Origin of the sequence: Gluconobacter cerinus (genome assembly GCF_002723935.1) — a bacterium.
In the GTDB taxonomy this organism is placed as follows: Bacteria; Pseudomonadota; Alphaproteobacteria; order Acetobacterales; family Acetobacteraceae; genus Gluconobacter; species Gluconobacter cerinus.
This window is the reverse complement of the sequence record NZ_BEWM01000001.1, coordinates 721,434-744,138: the sequence shown is the minus strand read 5'-3', so window position 1 is coordinate 744,138 and position 22,705 is coordinate 721,434. Positions and strand designations below refer to the sequence as shown.

At 56.4% G+C, this 22,705-nt stretch carries 19 protein-coding genes; 12 read left to right on the top strand and 7 right to left on the bottom strand.

Annotated features, from left to right (window positions below):
- The first annotated feature begins 15 nt into the window (after positions 1 to 15).
- The 3 genes from GCE01_RS03425 to GCE01_RS03415 all read left to right on the top strand — a co-directional run bounded on the left by GCE01_RS03425 (position 16) and on the right by GCE01_RS03415 (position 4,470).
- A complete protein-coding gene (locus GCE01_RS03425; protein ID WP_099210925.1) occupies positions 16 to 2,997 on the top strand; it encodes a glycosyltransferase in 2,982 nt (993 codons plus the stop codon).
- Positions 2,998 to 3,044: 47 nt separating this feature from the next.
- Positions 3,045 to 4,067, top strand: coding sequence for a CgeB family protein (locus tag GCE01_RS03420; RefSeq protein WP_086633807.1), 1,023 nt, complete (start codon positions 3,045 to 3,047; stop codon positions 4,065 to 4,067).
- Between the two features lie 73 nt (positions 4,068 to 4,140).
- On the top strand, positions 4,141 to 4,470 hold the full coding sequence (locus tag GCE01_RS03415; protein WP_046900128.1) for a hypothetical protein: 330 nt from the start codon (positions 4,141 to 4,143) through the stop codon (positions 4,468 to 4,470).
- A 45-nt stretch (positions 4,471 to 4,515) separates the two neighbouring features.
- On the opposite strand, the gene GCE01_RS03410 is transcribed toward GCE01_RS03415, so the two are convergent.
- Complete coding sequence (locus tag GCE01_RS03410; RefSeq protein ID WP_099210923.1) at positions 4,516 to 7,215, bottom strand: M16 family metallopeptidase; 2,700 nt, start codon at positions 7,213 to 7,215, stop codon at positions 4,516 to 4,518.
- Positions 7,216 to 7,360: 145 nt separating this feature from the next.
- Between GCE01_RS03410 and GCE01_RS03405 the strand changes: the two genes are divergently transcribed.
- Both GCE01_RS03405 and GCE01_RS03400 read left to right on the top strand, forming a co-directional pair.
- Positions 7,361 to 7,894 (top strand): hypothetical protein, encoded by a 534-nt coding sequence (locus GCE01_RS03405; protein WP_046900126.1) that lies wholly within the window; start codon positions 7,361 to 7,363, stop codon positions 7,892 to 7,894.
- A gap of 11 nt (positions 7,895 to 7,905) precedes the next feature.
- The gene (locus tag GCE01_RS03400; RefSeq protein WP_099210921.1) at positions 7,906 to 8,937 is read left to right on the top strand and encodes a glycosyltransferase; all 1,032 of its coding nucleotides are present in this window, start codon (positions 7,906 to 7,908) and stop codon (positions 8,935 to 8,937) included.
- A gap of 9 nt (positions 8,938 to 8,946) precedes the next feature.
- On the opposite strand, the gene GCE01_RS03395 is transcribed toward GCE01_RS03400, so the two are convergent.
- A complete protein-coding gene (locus tag GCE01_RS03395; RefSeq protein ID WP_064273616.1) occupies positions 8,947 to 9,540 on the bottom strand; it encodes a DUF4339 domain-containing protein in 594 nt (197 codons plus the stop codon).
- 116 nt (positions 9,541 to 9,656) lie between these two features.
- Here GCE01_RS03395 and GCE01_RS03390 point away from each other — a divergent pair, with 116 nt between their 5' ends.
- The 3 genes from GCE01_RS03390 (at position 9,657) to GCE01_RS03380 (ending at position 12,341) form a co-directional block, all read left to right on the top strand.
- Complete coding sequence (locus GCE01_RS03390) at positions 9,657 to 10,058, top strand: MliC family protein (RefSeq protein WP_244591075.1); 402 nt, start codon at positions 9,657 to 9,659, stop codon at positions 10,056 to 10,058.
- Positions 10,059 to 10,139: 81 nt separating this feature from the next.
- Positions 10,140 to 11,195: an adenosine deaminase gene (add, locus tag GCE01_RS03385; protein WP_099210917.1), complete on the top strand. Its 1,056-nt coding sequence runs from the start codon at positions 10,140 to 10,142 to the stop codon at positions 11,193 to 11,195.
- A 219-nt stretch (positions 11,196 to 11,414) separates the two neighbouring features.
- Entirely contained in the window at positions 11,415 to 12,341 is a 927-nt protein-coding gene (locus tag GCE01_RS03380) for a lysophospholipid acyltransferase family protein (RefSeq protein WP_099210915.1), read from the top strand.
- Positions 12,342 to 12,381: 40 nt separating this feature from the next.
- Here the strand turns inward: GCE01_RS03380 and GCE01_RS03375 are convergent, their stop codons facing one another.
- Complete coding sequence (locus tag GCE01_RS03375; protein ID WP_099210913.1) at positions 12,382 to 13,560, bottom strand: nucleoside hydrolase; 1,179 nt, start codon at positions 13,558 to 13,560, stop codon at positions 12,382 to 12,384.
- 99 nt (positions 13,561 to 13,659) lie between these two features.
- Positions 13,660 to 14,136 carry an Lrp/AsnC family transcriptional regulator gene (locus GCE01_RS03370; protein ID WP_046900119.1) on the bottom strand — a complete coding sequence of 159 codons (477 nt, stop codon included), beginning with the start codon at positions 14,134 to 14,136 and terminating at the stop codon, positions 13,660 to 13,662.
- 141 nt (positions 14,137 to 14,277) lie between these two features.
- Here GCE01_RS03370 and GCE01_RS03365 point away from each other — a divergent pair, with 141 nt between their 5' ends.
- Positions 14,278 to 15,294, top strand: a complete 1,017-nt coding sequence (locus GCE01_RS03365) for a 1-aminocyclopropane-1-carboxylate deaminase (RefSeq protein ID WP_211516764.1) — start codon at positions 14,278 to 14,280, stop codon at positions 15,292 to 15,294.
- A 73-nt stretch (positions 15,295 to 15,367) separates the two neighbouring features.
- Here GCE01_RS03365 and GCE01_RS03360 read toward each other — a convergent pair whose 3' ends face one another.
- The 3 genes from GCE01_RS03360 to GCE01_RS03350 are packed head-to-tail and all read right to left on the bottom strand — an operon-like array spanning position 15,368 to position 19,510.
- Positions 15,368 to 17,680, bottom strand: coding sequence for a xanthine dehydrogenase family protein molybdopterin-binding subunit (locus tag GCE01_RS03360; protein ID WP_099210911.1), 2,313 nt, complete (start codon positions 17,678 to 17,680; stop codon positions 15,368 to 15,370).
- Complete coding sequence (locus GCE01_RS03355) at positions 17,673 to 18,149, bottom strand: (2Fe-2S)-binding protein (RefSeq protein WP_046900117.1); 477 nt, start codon at positions 18,147 to 18,149, stop codon at positions 17,673 to 17,675. The genes GCE01_RS03360 and GCE01_RS03355 overlap by 8 nt, the downstream gene beginning before the upstream one ends.
- Before the next feature lie 26 nt (positions 18,150 to 18,175).
- Positions 18,176 to 19,510, bottom strand: coding sequence for a c-type cytochrome (locus tag GCE01_RS03350; RefSeq protein WP_099210909.1), 1,335 nt, complete (start codon positions 19,508 to 19,510; stop codon positions 18,176 to 18,178).
- 430 nt (positions 19,511 to 19,940) lie between these two features.
- Here GCE01_RS03350 and GCE01_RS03345 point away from each other — a divergent pair, with 430 nt between their 5' ends.
- From GCE01_RS03345 to GCE01_RS03335, 3 genes are read left to right on the top strand one after another with little or no spacing between them, the layout of a single operon-like run.
- Positions 19,941 to 20,963, top strand: a complete 1,023-nt coding sequence (locus tag GCE01_RS03345; RefSeq protein WP_099210907.1) for a FecCD family ABC transporter permease — start codon at positions 19,941 to 19,943, stop codon at positions 20,961 to 20,963.
- Positions 20,960 to 21,742 carry an ABC transporter ATP-binding protein gene (locus GCE01_RS03340; protein ID WP_099210905.1) on the top strand — a complete coding sequence of 261 codons (783 nt, stop codon included), beginning with the start codon at positions 20,960 to 20,962 and terminating at the stop codon, positions 21,740 to 21,742. The genes GCE01_RS03345 and GCE01_RS03340 overlap by 4 nt, the downstream gene beginning before the upstream one ends.
- Positions 21,739 to 22,695 carry an ABC transporter substrate-binding protein gene (locus tag GCE01_RS03335; protein WP_099210903.1) on the top strand — a complete coding sequence of 319 codons (957 nt, stop codon included), beginning with the start codon at positions 21,739 to 21,741 and terminating at the stop codon, positions 22,693 to 22,695. Before GCE01_RS03340 ends, GCE01_RS03335 begins: the two co-directional genes overlap by 4 nt.
- The last annotated feature ends 10 nt before the right edge of the window (positions 22,696 to 22,705 follow it).

Sequence of the window (22,705 nt, the reverse complement as noted above, 5' to 3'; positions counted from 1 at the left end):
GAGGGTCAGTTTTTTATGTCCGATCCGGTTCCTGAGTCTTCTCCCGCTGCGCGCGAGCCTCGCTGGCGCCAGTTTGATGCGCAGTGGTATCTGCTGCGCTATCCGGAGGTTGGGGACTGGATGCGCGATGAAGGCCATCAGGATCTTCATGCGTTTTATCTTGAGACGGGCCAGCGCTACGGCCATTCTCCCAACCGGTATTTTGACGAGATCTGGTATCGGGAAACCTATGCGGATGTTCGCCGGGACCTGATCCAGGAAAAATATCGGTCTGGCTTTGAGCACTACTGTGCCGAGGGCTATCATGGTCACTCGGCACACTGGCTGTTTGACGAAGTCGATTATCTTCGCCGTTATCCGGAACTGACCCGACGCTCCTTGCAGGAGCAGGGGTTCTGCAACGGCTATGATCATTATCTTGAAGTTGGCGAAGCGCGCTACTATAGCGGGCATCGTTTTTTCGACGATGAACTCTGTCGTCGGCTCGCCTTACGTTATCCCGACTATTTTGACAGCCGGATTGGCCTGTTTGCATCCTGGCTCAGCCTCCCTTCTGATATCGCGGATGCGGGACGTGTCTCCTGGTATTTTGATCCGGTCTGGTATCTGGAGCGCTATCCGGACGTTCGGCGTGATATTGCTGAAGGGCGCTATAGCAGTGCGCTTCATCATTATCTCACCAATGAAACACCGCGGCTCTTTGATCCGCAGGAAATGTTCTCCGAGCGCTTCTATGCAGACACTCATCCAGATGTGGTCGCCTGTCTGGACATGGGCTCTTTCCGCAATGGCTATGAGCATTTTTTGCTGTTCGGGGCACATGAGGGGCGTGCGCCTGAAGCCGATGTAGATCTCGCCGCTCATCTGAGCCGTCCGCAGGTCCGTAACGACGTGCGGAACCATCTTTATGACAGCCCTTTTGCTCATCTGGTTGCGGCCAGAATGGGTGAGGGGCAGCGTGCTTCGCTGGTCGAAACCCCTGAGATTGAAGAAAGCCAGTCAAGGCAGGTGTTCGAGCGCGAAGCAGAAGCGCTTCTGCCGGCATTGGCTCGCCATCCGCTGGATTTCACCGTCGTGGGCGTGCCGGAACTCAGTGTCATTGTCGTGGTCTATGACCGGATTGCGCTGACAATGCAGGCTCTGGCGTCATTGCGCGCAAATTACTCCGGGGCCATTCAGCTTATTGTCGTGGACTCTGGTTCACACGATCAGACACGTCGTCTCGACGAAATGGTTCATGGCGCTAAAATCCTGCGCTTCAGATATAACATTGGATATCTGGAAGGCTGCAATATTGGTCTTGCAGAAGTCGATGCGCCGTTTGTTCTTTATCTGAACAACGATCTACGGCTCTATCCAAACAGTGTTGCGCACGCTTTGCAGCGTCTGCGTTCAAGTGATGATATTGGTGCGGTGGGTGCCAAGCTCATTCGTTCGAATATGCGCTTGCAGGAAGCAGGCTCCATCATCTGGCGTGATGGCGCAACTTATGGATATCGCCGGGAAGACAGTCCGAACCTTCCTGAAGCAAACTTTGTCCGGGACGTAGATTACTGTTCGGCAGCATTTCTGATGGTGCGGTCGTCCATTCTGATTCAATTGGGTGGCTACGACCTGCGGTACCGTCCTGCTTATTTTGAAGATACGGATCTGTGTGTCCGCATTCTCAAAATGGGCGCACGGATTGTTTATGATCCTAATGTCGTGGTGGAGCACCTTGAGTACGGCAGTTCCGGCTCTGTAGGATCTCAGACGCTGATCCACGCCAATCTGCGCATTTTTTCGCGTGCACATCAGGATTTTCTACGGCATCAGCAGCCGGCTCATATTCGAAATGCTGTGCAGGCGCGGGAGCGTCGTTCAGATCGCAAGCATATCCTGTTCATTGAAGATCGCCTTCCTCTGAGGCGTCTGGGTTCAGGGTATGTCCGTTCCAATGACGTGGTGCGAGCAATGGCGGGGCTGGGATACCAGGTCACCGTGTTTCCCCTTCTCCCGAGGGACCAGAGTGAACTGGACCTGTTTGGAGATTTCCCGGAGACGGTAGAGCTGATCGCGGATCAGCATCTTTCCACCTTCCCGGATTTTATTCAGGCGCGTGCCGGATATTACGATCTGGTATGGGTTGGCCGCACGCACAACATGGCGCGCCTCCTGCCTATCATGAACGAGGCCAGCCGCTATCTGCCGACAGCGGGTGCGGTGCTGGATACGGAAGTGATTTCCACGCCACGCACGCTGGAGCGCATCAAGGTGCTCGATCTGCCGAAGCCGGCATTGAGCTTTGATGAGATGCTACGCCGGGAACTGGAATGCGCTCATTACTGCCAGCAGATCGTCGCGGTTACTGAGCATGATGCAGATCTGGTGCGTCGCGCCGGGTACGAAAATGTTTCCGTTCTGGGACATGAAATGCGGACCCGTCCGACGAAGGCCACATTCGACGCCCGGCGAGATATTCTTTTTCTCGGTGCGCTGCACGATGAAGGCGCGCCGAATCATGACAGTCTTGAATGGTTTGTAGGGGAGGTTCTCCCTGCTCTGGATGATCTTCTGCCGTCAGACGTTCGATTTACGATTGCGGGCTTTATTCATCCTTCGGTGGATGTGAGTGCGTTTGCGCGGCACCCTCGTGTGGATATTGTTGGTCCGGTGCATGATCTTGCTCCGCTGTTCAACAGGCATCGCGTCTTCGTTGCGCCGACGCGGTTTGCCGGTGGCTTACCGTTCAAAGTGCAGGAAGCTGCCGCATTTGGCGTGCCGATGGTTGTAACGACCTTGTTGGCGGGGCAGGTGGGCTGGACAGACGATGTTGAATTGCTGTCTGCGCCTGCGGATGATGCCAAAGAATTTGCGTCTCATGTCGCCCGTCTTTATCAGGACAGCACACTCTGGGCCCGACTGAGAAGTGAAGCGCTGAAGGCGGTGGAGCGGGATTGCGCACCAGCGCGGTTCCGACAGGATCTGTCCAAGATCCTTGAGGCGTGTATAGCTTGAAGACGCCACGCACCCGGGGCATGAAGTTTAAGGAAACAGGTGAGGCTATGTCGACAGAAGTGAAAGATCGTTCCTCTGAAACGGAGCGGAAAGTGTCTGGCCTGACCGGACGTGTTCTGGTGTGCAGTGGCGGCCGCTATGAAAGTCAGGCCAATGCCCAGATCCGTGAATCGATCATGGATGGATGGGGTGAGTGCTTTGGCGAAGAGAACGTTACGGCTGTTCACATTTCTGCGGCAGCAGCGTCCATCAAGATCCTGAAGCCAACGATTGTTTTCGCCATCGGGTCATATCTGCCGGAAAGCACCTATTTTGGTGAGGTCTGCCGTGAGGCCAAGAAGATTGGCGCTGTCACGGTTTTCTGGGCCACAGAAGACCCCTATGAGCAGGATGCGAACTATCGCATCGCCGATGACTTCGATGTCGTTTTCTCTTGTGATCGCTGGGGCCATAACTTCTATCAGCGTGATCTGGTGTTCCACCTGCCGCTGGCTGCAAGCCCGAGCCTGCATTACATGCCGATTGAAGAGAATGTCGAAAAAACGATCGATGTTCTGTTCTGCGGTGTGGCGTTCACGAGCCGTAAGGACATTGTCCGCAATCTGCTTCCGGTTCTGCGAAACCTGAACATCAAGATTGTTGGTCCTGGCTGGGGCGAGCTGGGCATTGGCTTCTCGGATGCCCGTATTGAAAAATCCCAGCTGGTTGAGCTGTATCGCCGTTCCAAGCTGGTGCTGAACCTTGGCCGTTCACTCCACTTCGAGAACAAGCGGTTTGTGATTGCCCCCTCCACGCCTGGCCCGCGGACGTTCGAAGCCGCTCTGGCAGGCGCGTTTCAGGTCTTTCATGAAGATACGCATGAGCTTCGTCGGTATTATAATGCAGACGAAATTCCGGTCTTCTCAAACCGGATCGATTTTGAGCGGCTTGTAGAGAAGTACATCGGAGATGATGAAGCTCGTCTTGCTATGAGCCGTAAGGCACAGGCCAGAACGATGGAACAGCATCTTTACAAGCACCGCATCCAGCAGGCCCTGTCGGTTCTTCAGGCTGAGGGCTTCCTTGGCTGAAAAGCGACTGGAATTTGTGATTTTATTAAAAGCCGGGCTGTTGTGCCCGGCTTTTTTGTAAGGATATTCGGAAATGCAAACCATCTGGCTTATGGCGTTGTTGCTGATCGCTGCATTTCTGGAGGTCGGTGGTGATGCCCTCGTGCGAACCGGCCTGCATACGGCCGGTCTGGGACGTGTGGGCTTTATATCAGCCGGCGCGCTTGTGCTGCTGATTTACGGAATAACCGTCAATCTTCCCGACTGGGACTTCGGGCGATTGATGGGCGTCTATGTTGCACTGTTTTTTATCGCAGCTCAGGTCGTGGCGTATTTTGCTTTTGGTCAGACCCTGACCTTACCTGTCTGCATCGGTGGACTGCTGATCGTCTCAGGCGGTGTTCTGATGACCGTCTGGCGTTGAAGGGATCAGGCCGGAAAATAATATCCCGGCCTGAAGTTAGAGTGTTTACTTCGGTTGTGGGCCAAGGACGATCTGCGCGAGATCATCCGGGCGAACCCACTTGCTGAACGCGGCCTGCACCTGAGCAGGTGTCATGTCGTAAATCGCCTGTGCTGCTTCTGCTGGCGCATTCAAAGGCAGCCCCAGATCAATCAGATCCAGATAGCTGCCAGCGAGAGCGCCAAAGCTGGCGCGTGCCATGGGCTGGCGACGCAGCAGAGACGCCTTGGCCAGATCCAGACTTTCCTGAGAGACAGGCTGGCTGCGCATATCCTGCACATCCTTGATTGCAAGGGCGCGCGCCTTGTTCACTTTGTCCGGGTCCGCACCGAAGCTGATGCCGAAGGAGCCGCGGGTCCGGGAGTAACTGAAGGCACTTCCTGCCCCGTACACGTAGCCTGTGCGAACGCGCAGATCCTGCATCAGGCGGGAAGAGAACCCATCCCCAAGAATTTCGTTTCCGACAGCCAGAGCATGACGATCAGGATCCGTGACCTTCATGCCAATGGTCTCCACGAGTTTCACGTCATCCTGTGACCGTCCTGGATCTGCGACGACAGCCTGAGAGGCCTTGCTGAGAGGAATGGACGGTAGATCAACGACAGGGGCAGGGCCTTCAGCCTTCCAGCCGCCAAAAGCCTTTTCAACCTGTTCATGAGCATCTTCAGGGCTGATGTCCCCGACAACCACAATCGTCGTCAGGTCCGGGCGATATGTGGCGGTGTAATAGGCTTTGACGTCAGCGAGTGTAATTTTGCTCAACGTAGCTGGAGTGGCCTCGCGAAGGGTCGGATCAGTTGCAGGGACGAGTGCCCGGCGCGTGGCACGGCCAAAGCGGTAGGTTGGAGACTGAAGCTCACCCGCCCGGGCCTGAATGGCTTCCATCTGCGTGACATGGAAGGCCTTTTCCGGGAAGGCAGGGTGCAGTTCGTGCTCTGCCAGCAGGGACAGACCCTTGCTGAAATTCTGGGTCAGTGTGCTGAGACTGAAACCAGGGCCAGCGCTTTCGTCTGCCGAGATGTCATCAAGCGCGCTGGCCAGGGCCAGACGGTCCTGGGAGGTGCTGCCATACAGGAACATGTCAGATGTCAGGCCCGCGACGCCTTCCTTGCCAGCAGGCTGCTGCAGGGATGCATTCTGCCGGATGGAGCCGATCAGCTCGACGGTATGGCTGACATGCTCGGGCTGGACCAGAAGGTGCAGACCATTCGAAAGCGTATAGGCCTTGGGAAGAGGTGCGGCGGCCGGAATGCTCAACCGTGCGAGGGCTTCTTCCGCCCATGCGGGGAGGCTGACTTTGCCTGATGGTGGCGTGTTGAAAGACTCTGCGCCACCAAATCCTTTACCGCCAATGGCTTTGCCCTTTTCACTCGGCGTCAGGGTGGCGCTGATGGCGTGTTGTGGATCAAGGAGCGTTTTGGCCAGCTCATCCACTTGTGCCTTTGTGACGTTCCGGAAGGCCGCGATCATATCATCCGGGCTTTCAAGATGCTGGATGGCGACAGCCTGGGACCAGTTCTCTGCGAGTTCCGAAATGCTATTCGCATTGAACTCCAGAGACGCAATCTCTTTGCGACGGGCGGCTTCGATCAGATCCGCAGGAATTCCGTTTTTGCGAAAGCCATCCATAAGAGACGCAAGCGTCCGGCGGAGGTCGTCCGGGTTGGCTCCCTTGGGGAATCCTGCGTAGGCGACAGCGAGGCCAGCCTGCGCATCCGGGTCATACATGAACCCGGCGTCCAGAGCCTTACCGTCCGGCACCAGACCGAAAAGCACACTGCGCTGGCTGGCAATGGCATCGGCCAGCAGTGTTACGGCAGCATAGTTCGGGTCACGCTGTCCCGGCATCCGCCAGGCCATGGTGACAAGGCCGATGGGTAGATCTGTATCCAACGACAGGGACTGTGCCTTGGCTGGCGTGGGTGTGACAGCAGCGCGGGCAGGAAGTGTAGCCGCTGCAATATTGCCAAAGGCTGCCTGAACTTTCTTCAGGGTGTCCTGCGGGTCCACATCGCCCGTAATGACGAGGATGGCGTTGTTGGGAGCATACCAGGAGTTGTAGAACTGCTTCAGCAGCGGGGCAGTCGTGGCATCGAAAGAGGGACGCGTCCCGAGTGCGTCATGCTCGTAAGGTGTGCCTGCGTAAAGTGCGGCACGCACCTGAGAGAGATAACGGTAGATGGGGCTCGACAGGTCGCGTGAGACTTCCTGCTCAATGGCCCCTCTTTCATGGGCCCATTCTTTCTCTGTAATGTTCAGCCCGCGCATACGACCGGCTTCGATCCGCAGAAGGACATCAAGGTCCGCAGCGGGGGCCTTGAAATAGTATTGCGTGACGTCAGACGTCGTATCGGCGTTATCATTGTTGCCGAGCTGAGCGCTGATGGTGGAAAGCTGGTCCCGGGAGAGTGTTTCGGAGCCGTTGAACATCATGTGCTCAAGGGCGTGTGCCGTTCCCGGAAAACCTTTGGGTGCGTTGACGGAGCCCACTTCATAATTGAGCATCGTCTGTACGACGGGCGCCAGAGTATCCCGCACAATCACGACACGCAGGCCATTGGGCAAGGTGGCACGGGTGACGGAGGCCGGTGCTGCCGTGGCAGCCTGAGGCACCGCAGGGGCAGCATGTGCGCCCGTCAGGAGAGGCGGGGCCAGCATGGAGGCTGCGAGCAATGTCACACGGGTCAGGCGGGAGAAACCGGGCATAGGTTATTAACTTCCTACGGGTAAAATGTTCTGCCAAGCAGTAAATCGACTGTCAGGGATGCTGTCTACCGAGGGAGGATTGCTGAAGGATGAATAAAAAATCATGTGACGCGGTCAATCAGAGGCCGCTAAGAACAAAACTACTATGACCGCTTCCAATTTTATCGTCCGCTTTGATGACTGGCTGATTGACCGGCTCTTTCAGCCTGTCGCGAACAGACTGCCGTCAGTTCTTCCCGTTGTGCAGTTGGGCATGAGCTTTCAGCTTGGCTCATTAATGCTGAACGGCGCAGCGCTGCTTCTGCCGATTGTGCTGTTTGGCGCAACGATGGGCGGTGTGGTGGATACATCGCTGATCTGGTTCATGAACCTTGCATTCTTTCTGGGCATGAAAAAAACGATCCCGATGATCCGGCCAAACATGCTGAATCCCCTTCGCCCCATGATGCTGAGCATGCGGATGATCGCCATGGCATTCCTCATCTATCAGCTTTTCCGCAGCCTGGACGGAGTTGGTATTGGCTGGATTCTGTCCCAGCTCATGACGCTGTCTCAGCTAACGTTTGTGATCGGTCTGTATTTTGTGGCCTGCCAGCCTCAGCCACCCCGACAGCGGATGTCTTCGCGGACAGGCCCTATCATTGAAGGCGTCTGGGCCGGGAACGGTAGTATTCGCTGAAGGAGACGGCAGTGAGAATCCTTCACTGTCTTCTAACGCGGGAATTCGCGGGCACTGAGCGGCACGTTGCGGAGCTCGCGAACCAACAGGCTCTGACGCATGATGTGACGGTGCTTCTGGAGCGTCATACCGCTGATCTTCGAACAGGCGGAGATATTGCGCATCACTTTTCGCCTTCGGTCCGTATCGTAAGGGCTTATCGCGCAGGATATCTGCCGACATTGACGGCGCTGGTATGGAACGAGACCTTCGATATCATCCATACTCATTTGGGTAAGGCGTCGATCCGGGCAGGGGTTTTGAAGACTCTGGGACTGATGGGTGAGACCCCCGTCATCGGTACGCTCCACAATGCTTATCGTGCCAGAACTTATGGAAAACATGACGGCCTGATCTGCATTGCCCGGTGGCAACAGGCCAGCCTGCCAGCAGGTTGTCGAAACCAGAGCGCAGTGATTGCAAACTGGACCATTCCTTCCGTCCTCTGCCATCCGGAGCGTACCAAGCTTCGGGAAGGCTTCCGGCAGGAGCATCGCCTTCCACCGGAAGCTTTTGTGATCTGTGCCGTTGGAAGAATGGTGGAAGAGAAACGGTTTGATTGTCTCCTTCAGGCCTGGAGACAGGCCGCTCTGCCACCTGACACTTACCTTGTTCTGATTGGGGACGGCCCAGAACGTGCGCGGCTTGAAAACGTCTGCGCAGAGTACAGGGATCGCATCATTTTCGCGGGCTACCGGTCAGATGTGCCGGACGTGTTCTGTGCGTTTGACGGATTTGTTCTGCCCTCCAGACGGGAGCCGTTCGGGCTGGTGCTGCTGGAAGCGATGGCGGCAGGACTACCGGTATGCGCGACAGCAGCAGGCGGTGTTCTGGATATTCTTGAAAATGTATCCGACTGTCTGGTTAAGCCAGACTGTATCGACGCACTTGCCGCCGGGCTTGTGCGCCTGAGGCAGCAGCCTGGCAGAACATGGGACCTGTCCTTCCATGTGCTGGAAGAGCAGGCCCTCAAGACAGAGCAGTTCTATCGCCGTTTCTGCTGAGTATCGCGATCAGAGATCGTAGTGTTTGGAGACGTAGCTGGAGAGGCCATTCGGGTTGTGCATGATGTGCCAGCTTTCTGAAAAAGACGGCACGAACTGGAACAGGAAGACCAGCAGCGACAGGAAAAACAGCAGCATTCCTTTGCCAACAAACTGGATACGCCGCCAGAAATAGAGTGGCGGGATCAGGATCCAGAATGCAGAGCCGGGACGGAAGCCTGCAGCAATCAGGGCGCGGCGATCTGTCAGCATGGACGTGAAGATGATCGCAAAGCTGAGAAGAACGGCGATGATGCTGGACTGGCGGTCAGGGATGTTACCGAACCAGGCCAGAACATTGACGATCATGCTGCTGACGAAGGGCCCAAGAATACTCAGCCAGGCCCAGCGGTTCGAGACCCTGCTGGGGGGCAGAGCAGGCGGGACCCCTTCGGGCTGGGGCGGCCAGAACGCGCAACTGCCTGCCGGATGCCATTCCGCACCGAAGGCTTCGGTCCAGCACAGAGTTGAGTGCTCAATACTGCCGGTCGAGATGAGGGCACGCATACCATCTTCAGAAAGCGGGCCTTTGCGGCTTCCGTGTTCTTCGTAAAACCAGCTCACAGTCCGTCCTTGGTTTGGGCAGTTGTCATCATGCTGACAGAATGGCGGCTCAATCTGACTGAAAGAGATGTCTCAGGCAATACTGAAGGCTTCAATCTGCTGGGAAGGGTCAAGTGATGAGAAAATATTCGTTTGGTTTAATGGCTGTTCTTTGTCTGGGGATAAATCCGGCTTTTGCATCAAAGGTCACTAGTTTTCAGATCAAACTCGCTTCTCCCACAACAGTTGACCGCCAGACAGTGCTTTATACCTGTCAGGGAAACGGTGATGCAGCCACGCAGCTTCTCTCGCGTTTGCCGCAAAAACGCGTTGCCGTTCAATATATCAATGCAGATGCCATCAGTTTGGCTGTTCTGCCAATTGAAGGGCACACGCAGGTGTTTTCAAACGTAATTGCTGCGGATGGCGCCAAATATGCTGCGGCACAGTATGTCTGGTGGAACAAAGGAAACGACGCGTTCTTTTCCAGTGAGATGGACGACAAAGCACTTGTAACGTGCCATGCCGTTTTAAAATAAAGATATCATGTCGGTATCGTTTCAATTTTCCAGCAAACATGCATGATGCGGGCTTATCACGACTGATAAGGAACGCAGGTCATGTCCGTTGTCTGCATGCAGGAATTTCTTGAAAAGCTCCCCAAGGCTGAACTTCATGTTCATTTGGAAGGAACGCTGGAAGCGGACTTGAAAATCAAGCTGGCTGAGCGGAACAATCATCCTCTCAGGTCCAGCTCTGCGGAAGAAATCCGACAAGGTTACATCTATCATGATCTGCCCTCTTTTCTGACGCTGTATTACGAGGGCGTCGAGCTTCTGCAGACCGAGCAGGATTTTCATGACCTCTGCTATGACTATCTGAAAAAAGTCGCGCAGCAGAATGTTCTTTACACTGAAATGTTCTTTGACCCGCAGCTTCACACCCGTCGCGGGATAGCATTCGGAACAGTTATCCGGGGCTTCAATGCAGCGCAGGAGGAAGCAGAGAAGGACTTCGGCATCCGCTCTCACCTCATCATGTGCTTTATACGTGAAATGAGTGCGGATTCTGCCGACGAGACCTTCACCCAGGCTCTCCCTTATCTTGAGAGACCGGGTCGGAGCCGCATCATTGGTGTAGGTCTGGATTCAGACGAAAAGGGTAATCCGCCAGCCAAATTTGCGAAAACATTCGCCCGCGCAAGAGCGCTGGGCCTTCACTTGACCATGCATTGTGATCTCGATCAGCAGAATACGCATGAGCATATCCGGCAGGCTCTTCAGGATCTGGGTAGCGAGCGCCTCGATCATGGATTGAATGTGCTGGAGAAGCCTGAACTGATTGCGATGGCTCGGGACAAGGGCGTGACATTCACGCTGTGTCCGTCTCCGAACGATGTCATCAGGCCGGGGCGGTCCCGTCAGGATATTCGGGACATGCTGGCAGCGGGACTGAAAATTACCATCAATTCCGACGACCCGGGTTACATGCAGAGCGTGTATATGACGGAGAGTTTCGCCAAGGCTCAAAGTGCAGCGGACCTGACACGGGACGAACTCATGCAGATTAGCCGAAATGCCTTTCAGGCGGCCTGGATTTCGGACGACGAGCGGGCGCTTTATCTCGACGCACTGGAAACATTCGCGCGAAAACATAGGGTTGAGATGTCATCCTGAACGTGGAGCAAAGCGACTTCCCCGAGATTTATGTCCTCTGCCGCAGGGCATAAATCTGGAAGTTTAAAAATAAAATCAGGAATTATTATTTATTAAAAAATTCAAATATGTTTTATTATTTCTGAAAAATTACCAATAAAGTATAAATTAAGAAACTCAGGTATTAATTAGATACAAAACAAGAATTGATTATCTTTCTTTTAAAGCGACTATCGTCGCATGGCATCAATCGCTCCTGTTCTGTCCCGTCTGTCTCAGCATATGCAATCGGCAGCGCTATGGAGCGTCATTGGCCTCCTGCGCAGTGTGGGGCCGCAATACGCCTCGACAGCGGGCGGCTGGTTGATGCGGAATGTCGGAATGAGGCTCCGGGCAACCCGCATTGCGGATCGAAACCTTCAACTCGCTCTTCCTGATTTATCCCTACCGGAACGACAGCAGATTATCCGGGATGTATGGACGAACCTGGGGCGGAACGTGACAGAACTCCCCCATCTTGCATCCTTTACCCGTACGGAAATGGGACCGGGATGGGAGATCGAGGGTGAAGAGCATATTGATGCCTTGAAAGAGAACGGCTCACAGGCTTTGTTTTTCTCAGGGCATCTGGGGAACTGGGAGCTCATTCTGCCCATCGCAACCAGTCTGGGCATGCCAGTTGCGGGTTTTTATCGGGCCTCGTCCAATCCGGTCATCGATCTTGTGACGCAGACAATGCGACAGAAGGCTCTCGGCCCGACCGGAAGCATGTTTCCTAAAGGACCCAAAGGGGCCCGGCAGGCCTTAACGCATCTTCAAAGCGGTGGCTCACTGGGTTTTCTGGTCGATCAGAAAATGAACGACGGGCTCGCCATTCCGTTTCTGGGACGGGATGCCATGACGGCGCCAGCGGTAGCGCAATTGGCGTTGCGCTTTAATCTGCCCATCATACCCGTCCATATCGTGCGACTGGGGAGCGGTCGGTTCCGTATGGTGTGTGAAGCCCCGCTTCAGGCTGAACGAACAGGCGATCGTCATGCGGATATCCGGTCAATCTGCGTTGCCATGAACGAGACGCTGGAGCGGTGGATCCGCGAAAGGCCGGGAGCATGGCTTTGGCTTCATCGCCGCTGGCCCAAAGAGCAGGTCGCTCTTCCCGCCATCTGAAAAAAGCCCCGCTGCCGAATGGCAACGGGGCTTTTGTGTTTCAGGGGAGAGGATGTCCGCTGACAGGAGCCTGTGGGCTGCCAATCAGATCAAGGATCTGCTTTTCAAGTTTCGGAACATTGATGCGCAGGACAACTTCGTTCTTGCGCTCGCCCAGACCTGGCTCATAGCCCGGAGTCCAGGACACAACGTCTCCATAGCCGGGGCCAAACTGGCTGTTCACATCCACAAACAGATCCTGCTTTTCCGTGATGATGCTCGGGTCCAGCCAGACGGATGCTGCAATTTCATCCCAGAGCGGGAAGCCGCTCAGATGCCACTTCATGACATGCCCGACGGGCGTGCCGGTAGCTTCCAGCTTCTTCAGAAATTCTGGTGTCAGTTCGGTATCCGTTGAAGGATCGGCCGGAACCATCACGATGTGCTTCCATGGTGCGCGAAGGGCCGCACTTGCGCTTTCCGGGTCCAGACGGAAGTTGAATTCACGACGGGGGCTGTTCAGAAATTCCCGCGCGAACTGGTGTGCCACAACGCCGGGTCGTGTCTGGCGCGGGTTCAGGCCACCGCCCATGTAAACGAGTTCTTTTGCGAGGCTCGCAAATTCAGGATCAAGCGTCTGGGCCAGTGCGATGTTGGTCATCGGACCCGTTGCAATGATGCTGACCTGCCCTGGATATTGGTGAACCATCCGAATGAGGAAGTCAGCTGCGCGCTCGGTTTCCGGCTTCTTGACCGGATTGCCGTATGGCAGGTCTGGAACAACATCCGGGCCATGATAATAGGGAAGTGGCTGCTCGGTCTTTTCGACCCATTTTTTCATCCACACCCCTTTCCAGATCAGTTTTCCGTAAAGGGCTTCCCAGCGGTCCGTTAGCTTTTCCGAGTTCAGGAACGGGTAGGTTGCGCCCGGAACAACGGGAATGTCTGCGCGGCCTGCCACTTCCACGCCACGCAGCGCGTCATTCGTCGCTTCTTTCTGCCAGACGTCACCCGTGACAGTCGTGATGCCAAGCACGCGGACATTGGGGGCCTTGATGATCATCCACTGGGCAATGCTGAAGCCGTCATCATCAAAAATGACAAGGCGGGGGTCAGCTTTCGCCTGCGCGGAGGCTGCCAGCAGGCCGCCAGCGACCAGTCCAAGCGCCAGCGTGCGGCGCAGGGCCTTTCGCGTTTTGCTAAAACGTTTCGGCTTCGGGACGGTGGGGTGAAGGGGCATGGGCAGAGGGTTCCATAGCTGGTGGCAGGCAAGGACGTGACAATACCGCAAAGGAAATCATTGCACAGAGGCAACAGGACGTTCCATGCGAACGCAATTCTAGAACGCGAGTGGCCCGTTGTCCTTGACTTCCTTGATGACAAAAAACGTCCGTGCCTGTCGCACTCCCGGAAAGGCAATGAGCTTTTCTGCATGAAGCCGATTGAAATCCGCCATGTCTTCCACACGGATCTTCAGCAGATAATCGAAATCGCCCGCGACCAGATGACAGTCCAGCACCATGGGCATGGTTTTTACCGCCTCTTCCAGTTCCGCGAAGCTCTCGGGAGTGGACCGGTCCAGCACGACGCCGACCAGAGCGATCGTTCCCAGTCCGACTTTGACGGGATCAATCTCGGCGCGAACGCCGCGGATATAACCGTCCTGAAACAGTCTCTGGGTGCGCCGGTGACATGTCGCGGCGCTCACGTTTACACGCTCGGCCAGTTCGGCATTGGACATGCGCCCGTTGCCCTGCAGAAGGCGAAGAATGTTCCGGTCGATTGCGTCCAGATCTGGTGTGATGGAATCTTTCATTATTTCCTCAAATTATAAGAGAAACATCCATTAAAATTCTATTTTAAGACTAAAATACAGAAATTATTGCCTGAATTAGAAAGCACCTTCGAAGAATATTTCACTACTGCTTTCGGGTGTGAACACCTTGGGAGGCTGTCTGTGAACCTTGAGAAATTTGAGCGCTATCCGCTGACTTTTGGAAAAACGGCTATTGAGCATCTTCCACGTCTGAGCGAAGCCCTAGGTGGCAAAGTGCAGATCTATGCCAAGCGTGAAGACTGCAATTCCGGCATGGCGATGGGCGGCAATAAGCTCCGCAAGCTGGAATATATTGTTCCGGATATTCTGGCCTCTGGCGCAGATACACTGGTCTCCATCGGCGGTGTGCAATCCAATCATACGCGCATGGTCGCAGCGACAGCGGCCAAGCTGGGTATGAAATGCGTCGTCGTGCAGGAGAAATGGGTCCCGCATTATGATGCTGTTTATGATCGTGTCGGTAATATCCTCATGACGCGCCTCATGGGGGCTGAGTCCCGCATTGTGGAAGACGGCTTTGACATCGGTATCCGCCAGAGCTGGGAAGACGCGATTCGGTCCGTGAAAGATTCTGGCGGAAAGCCTTATGCCATTCCGGCCGGTGCATCTGTTCATCAATATGGCGGCGTCGGTTACGCTGCTTTTGCGGAAGAAGTCGCGGAGCAGGAACAGGAACTCGGCTTCACGTTCGATTACATTATCGTCTGTGTCGTGACGGGCTCGACGCAGGCGGGAATGATCGTCGGATTTGCGGCGCAGGATCGTGCAGATCGGGTCATCGGTATTGATGCTTCCGGAACGCCCGAACAGACGCGCGAGCAGGTGCGGGAGATCGTGGACCGCACAGCCGAGCTGGTAGAGCTTGGTCGGGCAGTGCGGGACGATGAGATCGTTATCCTCGAGGACTACGCCTATCCCGCTTACGGCGTTCCTTCCGAAGAAACGAACGAAGCCATCCGACTGGCGGCCCGTACGGAAGCCATGATGACGGACCCTGTCTATGAAGGGAAATCCATGCAGGGCCTGATTGATCTGACGAAGAAGGGATATTTCCCGGACGGATCAAAGGTTCTGTACGTTCATCTGGGCGGCGCACCGGCCCTGAACGGCTACAGCTACTATTACCGCAACGGCTGATGCAGCCATAAAAAAAACGCCGCGTCCCAATCCGGGGCGCGGCGTTTCTTTTTTTCGGCGGTGAAGCCGGATTTTAGCTGTTGTGACCGTTCAGTTCACGCAGCACATCTGCCGGACGCATTGGCAGATGGCGCAGACGCACACCAATGGCATTGAACACGGCATTGCCGATGGCAGGCGCCACGACCGTCACACCCGGTTCACCAAGGCCCGTAGGCTTTTCGGTGTTCTGGACGAACTCAATGTCCATGTCCGGCACGTCCGGAAGACGGACCGGCGTGTAGGTGTTGAGGTTGCTGTCCTTGATCGTACCGTTGACGATCTCGGTGCCTTCAAACAGCGCCATGCTCAGGCCCCAGAGGGCTGCGCCTTCGGTTTGTGCCAGTGCGCCACCCGGATCAACGATCGTGCCAGCATCCAGAACCAGCCAAAGCTTCTGACAGGTGATGACGCCGGTCTTGCGATCAACGTGGACCTGAGCCGCTCCGGCCGTCCAGGTCGGCATGCCGCGTTCCTGTCCGAAGCTGGTCGCGATGCCAATGCCGGTATCCGCCGGAAGCTGCGTCTTGCCATAGTTGATCTTGTCGGCAAGGCGCTGAAGGGCTGCAGCCTGACGCTTGGCGCCGCCTACAGCATTGGGAGCGGAGCCTTCGTTCCGTCCTGTCGCTGTGAACATGGACAGGCGGAATGCCAGCGGGTCCTGCTTCGTCTGGTGCGCAAGTTCGTCGAGGAAGGACTCAAGCGCCCAGGGCGTCCAGCCTGCGGACACGGAACGGAGCCAGCCCGGACGGAAAGTCTTGTTGGCCAGATCGTTCGTGATGGCACGGACGCGGGTTGGCCCGGTTTCGTACCAGTGATCAGCGCCCGCAATGGCAAACGGATCGTAGGACTTGCCGTCTTCGCCCTTGGCCAGAAAGGCCGGTGCCATGACGAGTGTGGGCCAGCCTGCCGTTGCAGCATAATCCATCGCCACAATCTGCTTCTGGTCTGCATCGAGGGCAACGCGAACCGTCTGAAGAGAGGGAGAACGAATGGAGTCAAACGCCATATCGTCCGAACGTGTCAGGATCAGCTTGACCGGTGCGCCACCGATGGCCTTGGACGCCAGAGCCGCCGGGATGGAATAGTCACCGTTCAGGCGACGACCAAACCCGCCGCCCAGCAGGTAAGTGCGCATGACAACCTGCTCTTCAGGCACCTGAAGCGCCTTGGAGAGCTGCGGTAGAACGAGGGACTGCCACTGGTTGCCGGTATGGATTTCCCACATGCCATCAATATGACGGGCTACCGCATTGACCGGCTCAAGCTGATAATGCGCGACGGAGGCACAGGTGTAGCTACGTTCGAAGGAGTGTGCCGGATGGGCAAATGCCTCGTCCACACCCTTGTCGTTGAAGACGCGAGCGCCAGTGCTCTGATCTGCAATCAGCTTGCGGCCATGCTCGATGATGTCTGCTTCCGAGACATTGATCGTCGGACCGGGATTCCACTGAACCTTTAGAACGTCCGCAGCTTTGATAGCGGCGGGATAGGTCTTGGCCAGAGCCACAACCCAGCCCGGAACGATGCCAGATGGATCATCCAGAACAACATAGCGAATGTAGCCGGGGATCTTCTTGGCTTCGCTGTCATCGACGGACTGCACCTTCGCGGCGTAGCGCGTCGGCGGCATCTTGGGGCGGCCATAGACCATCCCTTCGAGCTTCACGTCGATGCCGTAGATGGCCTTGCCAGTCGTTTTGTCCGGAATATCCAGAGCAGGAACCGGCTTGCTGATCAGGCGGCGTTCACTGGCGGGCTTGAGCGGCAGCTTGGCCATTTCGTCAGCCGTGAAGCTGCGCGTCGGCTTGGCTTTGGAAACGATCTCGCCATAAGAGACGCTCTTGCTGCCTGCCGTGACCGTGCTGTTGCGGGCAACGCATTTGTCCGGCGTTGTACCGAGCAGCTTTGCGCCTTCTTCCAGCATGATCGTACGGGCAGCGGCACCAGCCTGACGGAACGTGTCCCACGTATCCCAGACGGACCAGGACCCGCCGGTCACGAACTTGCCGGCCCATTTCGGAGCGGTGTCCACTTCCGTGATCTTGATGTGATCCCAGTCGGCTTCCATTTCGTCCGCAATAATGCGGGCGAGGGCGGTTCCGACGTGCTGACCCATTTCGGCACGGACAACGTTCACGTTGATGGAACCGTCCGGCGCGATGGCGCACCACATGTTCGGCTCGAACGCGGCTTCCGGCGGCATAGCAGACGGGTAGGTCTGCGCAGCTTCGGCCTTGCGGGCGAAGCCAAACATCAGACCTGCGCCTGCTGCCGTCATCAGAAAACTGCGTCGAGACAGGCGGCCTGCGTCGGATCTCTTGGCGATCTGTTCGATCTTAGCCATTGGTGGCGCCTCCCTGCTGCGCGGCAGCTGCTTCCTTGATGGCCTTGCGGATGCGGACATACGTCATGCAGCGGCAGAGACTGCCACCCATGACGCCGTCAATCTCTTCATCCGTCGGCTTCGGATAATCTTTCAGAAGGCTTGCGGCCTGCATGATCTGGCCGGACTGGCAGTAGCCGCACTGCGGCACCTGCTGGTCGCGCCAGGCGACCTGCACGACGTGATTGCCTTCCGGGTCCAGCCCCTCAATCGTGGTGATCGAGGCGCCTTCGATGGAAGACAGAGGCGTGATGCAGGACCGTGTGGCGCGCCCACCGACATGAACGGTGCAGGCACCACATTCGCCAATGCCGCAGCCAAACTTGGTGCCGGTCAGGTTCAGTTCATCCCGCAAGACCCACAGCAGAGGGGTATCATCCGGTGCATCGACCGAAACGGGCTGTCCGTTGAGTTCAAATTTCGTGGTCATATTTCGTTTTCCCTGTCCTGCCCGGATCAGTGCGAGGCGTTAACGGGCGGTGCGGACAGCGTGGCGCGGGCAGCCGCGGCCTTCTTTTCCAGATCCGTCCAGGGGGGCAGAGTGGTGCGGGTGCGGCGGAGATACGCGGCAATACGGGCCATGTCATGGTCCGAAAGGGCTGTGTAGAAGCTTGGCATGGCGATGTTGTCCTGACCTTCGGCAGCGCCGATGCCATGCAGCATGACCTGGAACAGATTGTTCGGCTCATCCAGCCAAAGCGCGTTGTTCAGAGCCAGTTCCGGGCGGCCGGAGACCGGCATCGGGCCGGAATTGTAATGGCAAGCGCCACACGCCCCCTGATACAGGCGCGCATCCGCATCCAGTGTCTGCGGGCCCGTCAGATCCTTGCCGGACATCTGCATGGCGCGAGCAATGGCAGCCTGATCGCCCTGAGAACGCTGGGCAGCCTTCGCGACGTCTGCATAATAATGAGCAATGGCATGCACATCGTCTTCCGGAATCTTGGACAGGAAGCGATGCGGCACCGGAGACATCGGGCCAGCAGCAGAACCATGCAGCGGAGCGACGCCGAAGCGCAGATACTGGAAGAACTCGTCTTCCGTCCAGACAACCGGCGTTGGGTTGTGGTCATTCAGCGGTGGAGCAATCCAGCCATCAATGACAGCACCATCATAAGCATGGCTCAGCTTCTCTGCACCCAGAAGGTTACGCGGCGTATGGCAGGCACCACAATGGGCGTTACCTTCGGCCAGATAGGCGCCCCGGTTCCATTGTGCATCATGCTTGGGGTCGTTCTGGTAGCGGCCCGGCGTGAAGAACAGGAGCTTCCAGAAACCCTGACCGATCAGACGGATGTTGATCGGGAAGGGGACCGTGTTGTCACGCGGCTTCAGGTGCACGGCCGGGCGCGTCATCAGATACGCATACAGGTCCGAGACGTCCTGATCGTTGACCTTCGTGAAGTGGTCGAACGGGAACGCCGGATAAAGCTGTGAACCATCACGGGCAATGCCCTTGTTCATGGCACGCTTGAAGGCTTCCAACGACCAGTTGCCGAGACCCCATTCCGGGTCAGGCGTGATGTTGGATGAAAAGATGTCACCGAATGGAGTGGCCATCTTGAAGTCACCGGCCAGTTCGGGGCCGGGGCTGCCATCCACGCGGGTGTGACATTCGGCACAGTATCCACCGGCGGCAACGATTTCGCCACGCTTGATGGCGTCTGCGGAAAAAGAGGCCGCAGCGGGAGGAGAGATGGGGGCGATTGCGGGGTACCACGCATAGGCGAGGAAACCGAGGCCGCCCACTGCACCGAGGCCCACAATACTGGCGGCTATCCGTTTGAGCATTCTTGTACTGTCCCGGCACTGTTTGAAAAACTGCCGTCCACAACGTGACGGATGATTGTTCCCCTCAATATGGCACGGGCACCAGAAAGGGAAGATTGAGATAACTCAAAATTCGGTCTGATCGAGGTCAAAGTGCAGTTTTCATCGGGGGCGGGTTTCAATGTCACACAAATGGGGAGGGTGTTCACTCAAATTTACGAGATGATGCGCCAATATTCATATTTCAAAATAGGGATTTTATTAGTCCTATATCGGCGTGTCATTGTCTGTTCACTCTTGAAAAAACGATTCGGAGTGATTGAATATTTTGTCACTCGGTGCCAAAATGAATTCGTTCTTCTGGGGCTGTTCGCAATCCTGTCGCATGAAAAGAAGAACCTCCCTGTTTCCGAGCGCATCTGAGCCGGAGTAGAGTGGGGCAGATCGTTGTGTGAAAGGGCGGCTCATTATCATTCGTCCGACTTACGTCCGGAGCCTCGCTGGAGGGGCTCTGGTGCTGTCCATTGTGTTGGCCCTGTGCTGCGGTCGTTACCCGCTGTCTCCGCATCGTGTGGTGATGGTGCTTGGGCGGTTACTTCACCTCTGGGGAGGACAGGATCCTGTTGCCGATGCTGTGGTCCAGCAGGTTCGGTTGCCGCGGGTTGTGGCCGGAATTCTGGTGGGAAGTGCGCTATCCTGCGGTGGCGCAACCTATCAGGCCGTTCTTCGAAATCCCCTTGTTTCGCCTGACCTTCTGGGTGTTCTGAGTGGCTCTGCATTTGGGGCGGCACTCATGATTGTTCTGGGTGCGTCACCTGCATGGATTCAGATCGGTGCGTTTGCTGGTGGTGTCGTGGCCGTGGGGTCTGGAATTTCCATTTCCCGTCTGTTGCCACAGGGCGGCCTCCTGACATTGCTGATGGGTGGCCTTGTGGCCAATGCCGTTTTCACAGCGCTTCTGTCTCTTGTGAAATATACCGCTGATCCGATGGATCAGTTGCCTGCTGTTGTGAACTGGCTACTGGGCACACTGTCCCAGACGGGATGGAAAGAGCTTTCCTGGTTGACTGTTCCAGTGCTTGTTCTGGTCGCTGTACTGGTTTTACTTGCTCCTTTACTGGATGTACTTTCTCTCGGAGACGATGAAGCGCGGAGCCTTGGGGTTCCTATTCAGATTATGCGGCCTTTCGTCATTCTGCTTGCGACGCTGGCCTGTGCCATGACGATTTCCATGGCGGGTATTATTGGCTGGGTCGGACTTCTGGTGCCTCACATTTCCAGAATGCTGGCGGGCGCAGAGCATCGGCGGATGATGCCGGTCTGTGCCTTGCTGGGAGCCGCCGGCGTTCTGCTGGCGGATACCGTGTCGCGCAGCCTGACCTCCGGAGAAGTGCCACTCGGGATCATGACGGAGCTTTTCGGTGCCCTTGCCTTTATTCTCGTGCTCCGGCGTCTCCGCGGGGACGCGACATGAGTGGGGATTTTCTGTCCTGCCAAGGTATTACGCTGAAACGATCGCCTCGATCCGTGGTGCTGAATGATGTCAGCCTGAAGTTCCGGCGTGGTGAACTGATTGGGCTTCTTGGCCTTAATGGTGCGGGCAAAAGCACCCTTTTGCGCATTCTGATGGGGTTGCTCAAACCGACGTCCGGTGAGGTGTATCTTGAAGGTACGCTGTTATCGTCTCTGCGGCCTTTAGACGTGGCGCGGCATCTGGCGTATGTGCCCCAGGCACACGCGATGACGTTTCCTTACACGGTCCGGCGGATGGTCGAACTGGGGCGTATTCCCCATCATGGCGTGGCAGGGCGCCTCGGAGCGGAAGACCGGCTCCGCGTTGATCAGGCCATGGATCGTCTGGGCCTCTTGGCCTTGGCAGAGCGTCCGGTGACGGAGCTGTCTGGCGGCGAAAAGCAGCGTGTTGTGCTGGCGCGAGCCCTTGCGCAGGAAGCTGTCGGGCTTCTTCTTGATGAGCCAATGAGCGGGCTGGACTATGGTCATCAGCTTCGTTTGATGAGTCTGCTTGCAGAACTGGCCGCTGAAGGACATCTCGTTCTTCTGACGTCCCACCGGCCAGAAGAATTCTTTTCCGCCGGCCATCGCGCCCTTATTTTAGAGGAAGCGCAAATTGTGGCGGACGGCCCACCCGAGCTTATTGTGACGGCTGAACGGATGTCCCGTCTTTATGGCGTTTCTCTGGCGCAGATTGATCATGCCGGGAAACGTTTTTTCCATCGTGAGGAGAGTGAATGATGAGACTGTCTCGACTGGCTGGAGGGCTTCTGGGTCTTTCGCTCATGGCCACCACAGCATTTGCTGCTCCTCCCACACGTCTGGTGGAGGGATGGTATGCCCATAACGCCACGCTCATTATGCTGGGCGCGCAGGACAAGATCATCGCGACGGTCGCCAAGCCATCAATCATGCCGTGGATGTTCCGTCTGGTGCCGTCGCTTTCCAAAGCTCAACCTCTGGACCCGGGAAATCTGAACGGAGAAGAGCTTTTACGTCTCGCACCGGATCTGGTGTTTGTCACCGCGTCGAGCCATTCCGTCGCGGCGCTCTCCAAGGTTGGTCTGCATGTTGTCCCTGAGGGCTTTGACCGTTTCATCGGGCTGCTGGAATGTGTGGATAGCACGGCAACCCTTCTTCAGACGCCCCTGGCGACGCAGCGTGCGCAGGCGTATCGTGTAGCTTTCCTTAAAGAAATTTCGCAGGCTGCAACCAACCCGCAAGGGCCCAAAGTCCTTCACGTTGAATCCCTGAAACCTCTGCGCGTGGATGGAGATCAGAGCATTATCGATCAGTGGATCCGTTCTGCTGGTGGACGCAATGCGGCTGTGGGCGTGCATGGGAACAAGCAGCCTGTCTCTGTCGAGCAGGTGCTCTCCTGGAATCCGGACATTATTATTGTGGGTGCCAATGCAGGGGATCCTGCCCAGCTTGCCAGCGATGGCGTCTGGTCTCAGCTCGCCGCTGTCAAAGCTGGCCGTGTTTACCGCAATCCGGCGGGAATTTTCCCGTGGGATCGGTACAGCCCTGAATTACTCTTGCAGGTCGACTGGGCCCGTCAGATTGTTCAGACGGGTCATGTGGATGAAGCCGGAATGATTGCAAAGATGCAGCAGTTCTATCGTCAGTTTTACGGCATTACGCTCCGGACTGAAGATGCGCGGCGCATGCTTGCAGCTCTGCCGCCGGAGTGACACGATACGG

Excerpts from the sequence above, each read along its gene's own strand:
- GCE01_RS03425 (WP_099210925.1), top strand. The coding sequence starts at position 16 with ATGTCCGATCCGGTTCCTGAGTCTTCTCCCGCTGCGCGCGAGCCTCGC.
- GCE01_RS03420 (WP_086633807.1), top strand. The coding sequence starts at position 3,045 with ATGTCGACAGAAGTGAAAGATCGTTCCTCTGAAACGGAGCGGAAAGTG.
- GCE01_RS03415 (WP_046900128.1), top strand. The coding sequence starts at position 4,141 with ATGCAAACCATCTGGCTTATGGCGTTGTTGCTGATCGCTGCATTTCTG.
- GCE01_RS03410 (WP_099210923.1), bottom strand. The coding sequence starts at position 7,215 with ATGCCCGGTTTCTCCCGCCTGACCCGTGTGACATTGCTCGCAGCCTCC.
- GCE01_RS03405 (WP_046900126.1), top strand. The coding sequence starts at position 7,361 with ATGACCGCTTCCAATTTTATCGTCCGCTTTGATGACTGGCTGATTGAC.
- GCE01_RS03390 (WP_244591075.1), top strand. The coding sequence starts at position 9,657 with ATGAGAAAATATTCGTTTGGTTTAATGGCTGTTCTTTGTCTGGGGATA.
- add (WP_099210917.1), top strand. The coding sequence starts at position 10,140 with ATGTCCGTTGTCTGCATGCAGGAATTTCTTGAAAAGCTCCCCAAGGCT.
- GCE01_RS03380 (WP_099210915.1), top strand. The coding sequence starts at position 11,415 with ATGGCATCAATCGCTCCTGTTCTGTCCCGTCTGTCTCAGCATATGCAA.
- GCE01_RS03375 (WP_099210913.1), bottom strand. The coding sequence starts at position 13,560 with ATGCCCCTTCACCCCACCGTCCCGAAGCCGAAACGTTTTAGCAAAACG.
- GCE01_RS03370 (WP_046900119.1), bottom strand. The coding sequence starts at position 14,136 with ATGAAAGATTCCATCACACCAGATCTGGACGCAATCGACCGGAACATT.
- GCE01_RS03360 (WP_099210911.1), bottom strand. The coding sequence starts at position 17,680 with ATGGCTAAGATCGAACAGATCGCCAAGAGATCCGACGCAGGCCGCCTG.
- GCE01_RS03355 (WP_046900117.1), bottom strand. The coding sequence starts at position 18,149 with ATGACCACGAAATTTGAACTCAACGGACAGCCCGTTTCGGTCGATGCA.
- GCE01_RS03350 (WP_099210909.1), bottom strand. The coding sequence starts at position 19,510 with ATGCTCAAACGGATAGCCGCCAGTATTGTGGGCCTCGGTGCAGTGGGC.
- GCE01_RS03340 (WP_099210905.1), top strand. The coding sequence starts at position 20,960 with ATGAGTGGGGATTTTCTGTCCTGCCAAGGTATTACGCTGAAACGATCG.
- GCE01_RS03335 (WP_099210903.1), top strand. The coding sequence starts at position 21,739 with ATGATGAGACTGTCTCGACTGGCTGGAGGGCTTCTGGGTCTTTCGCTC.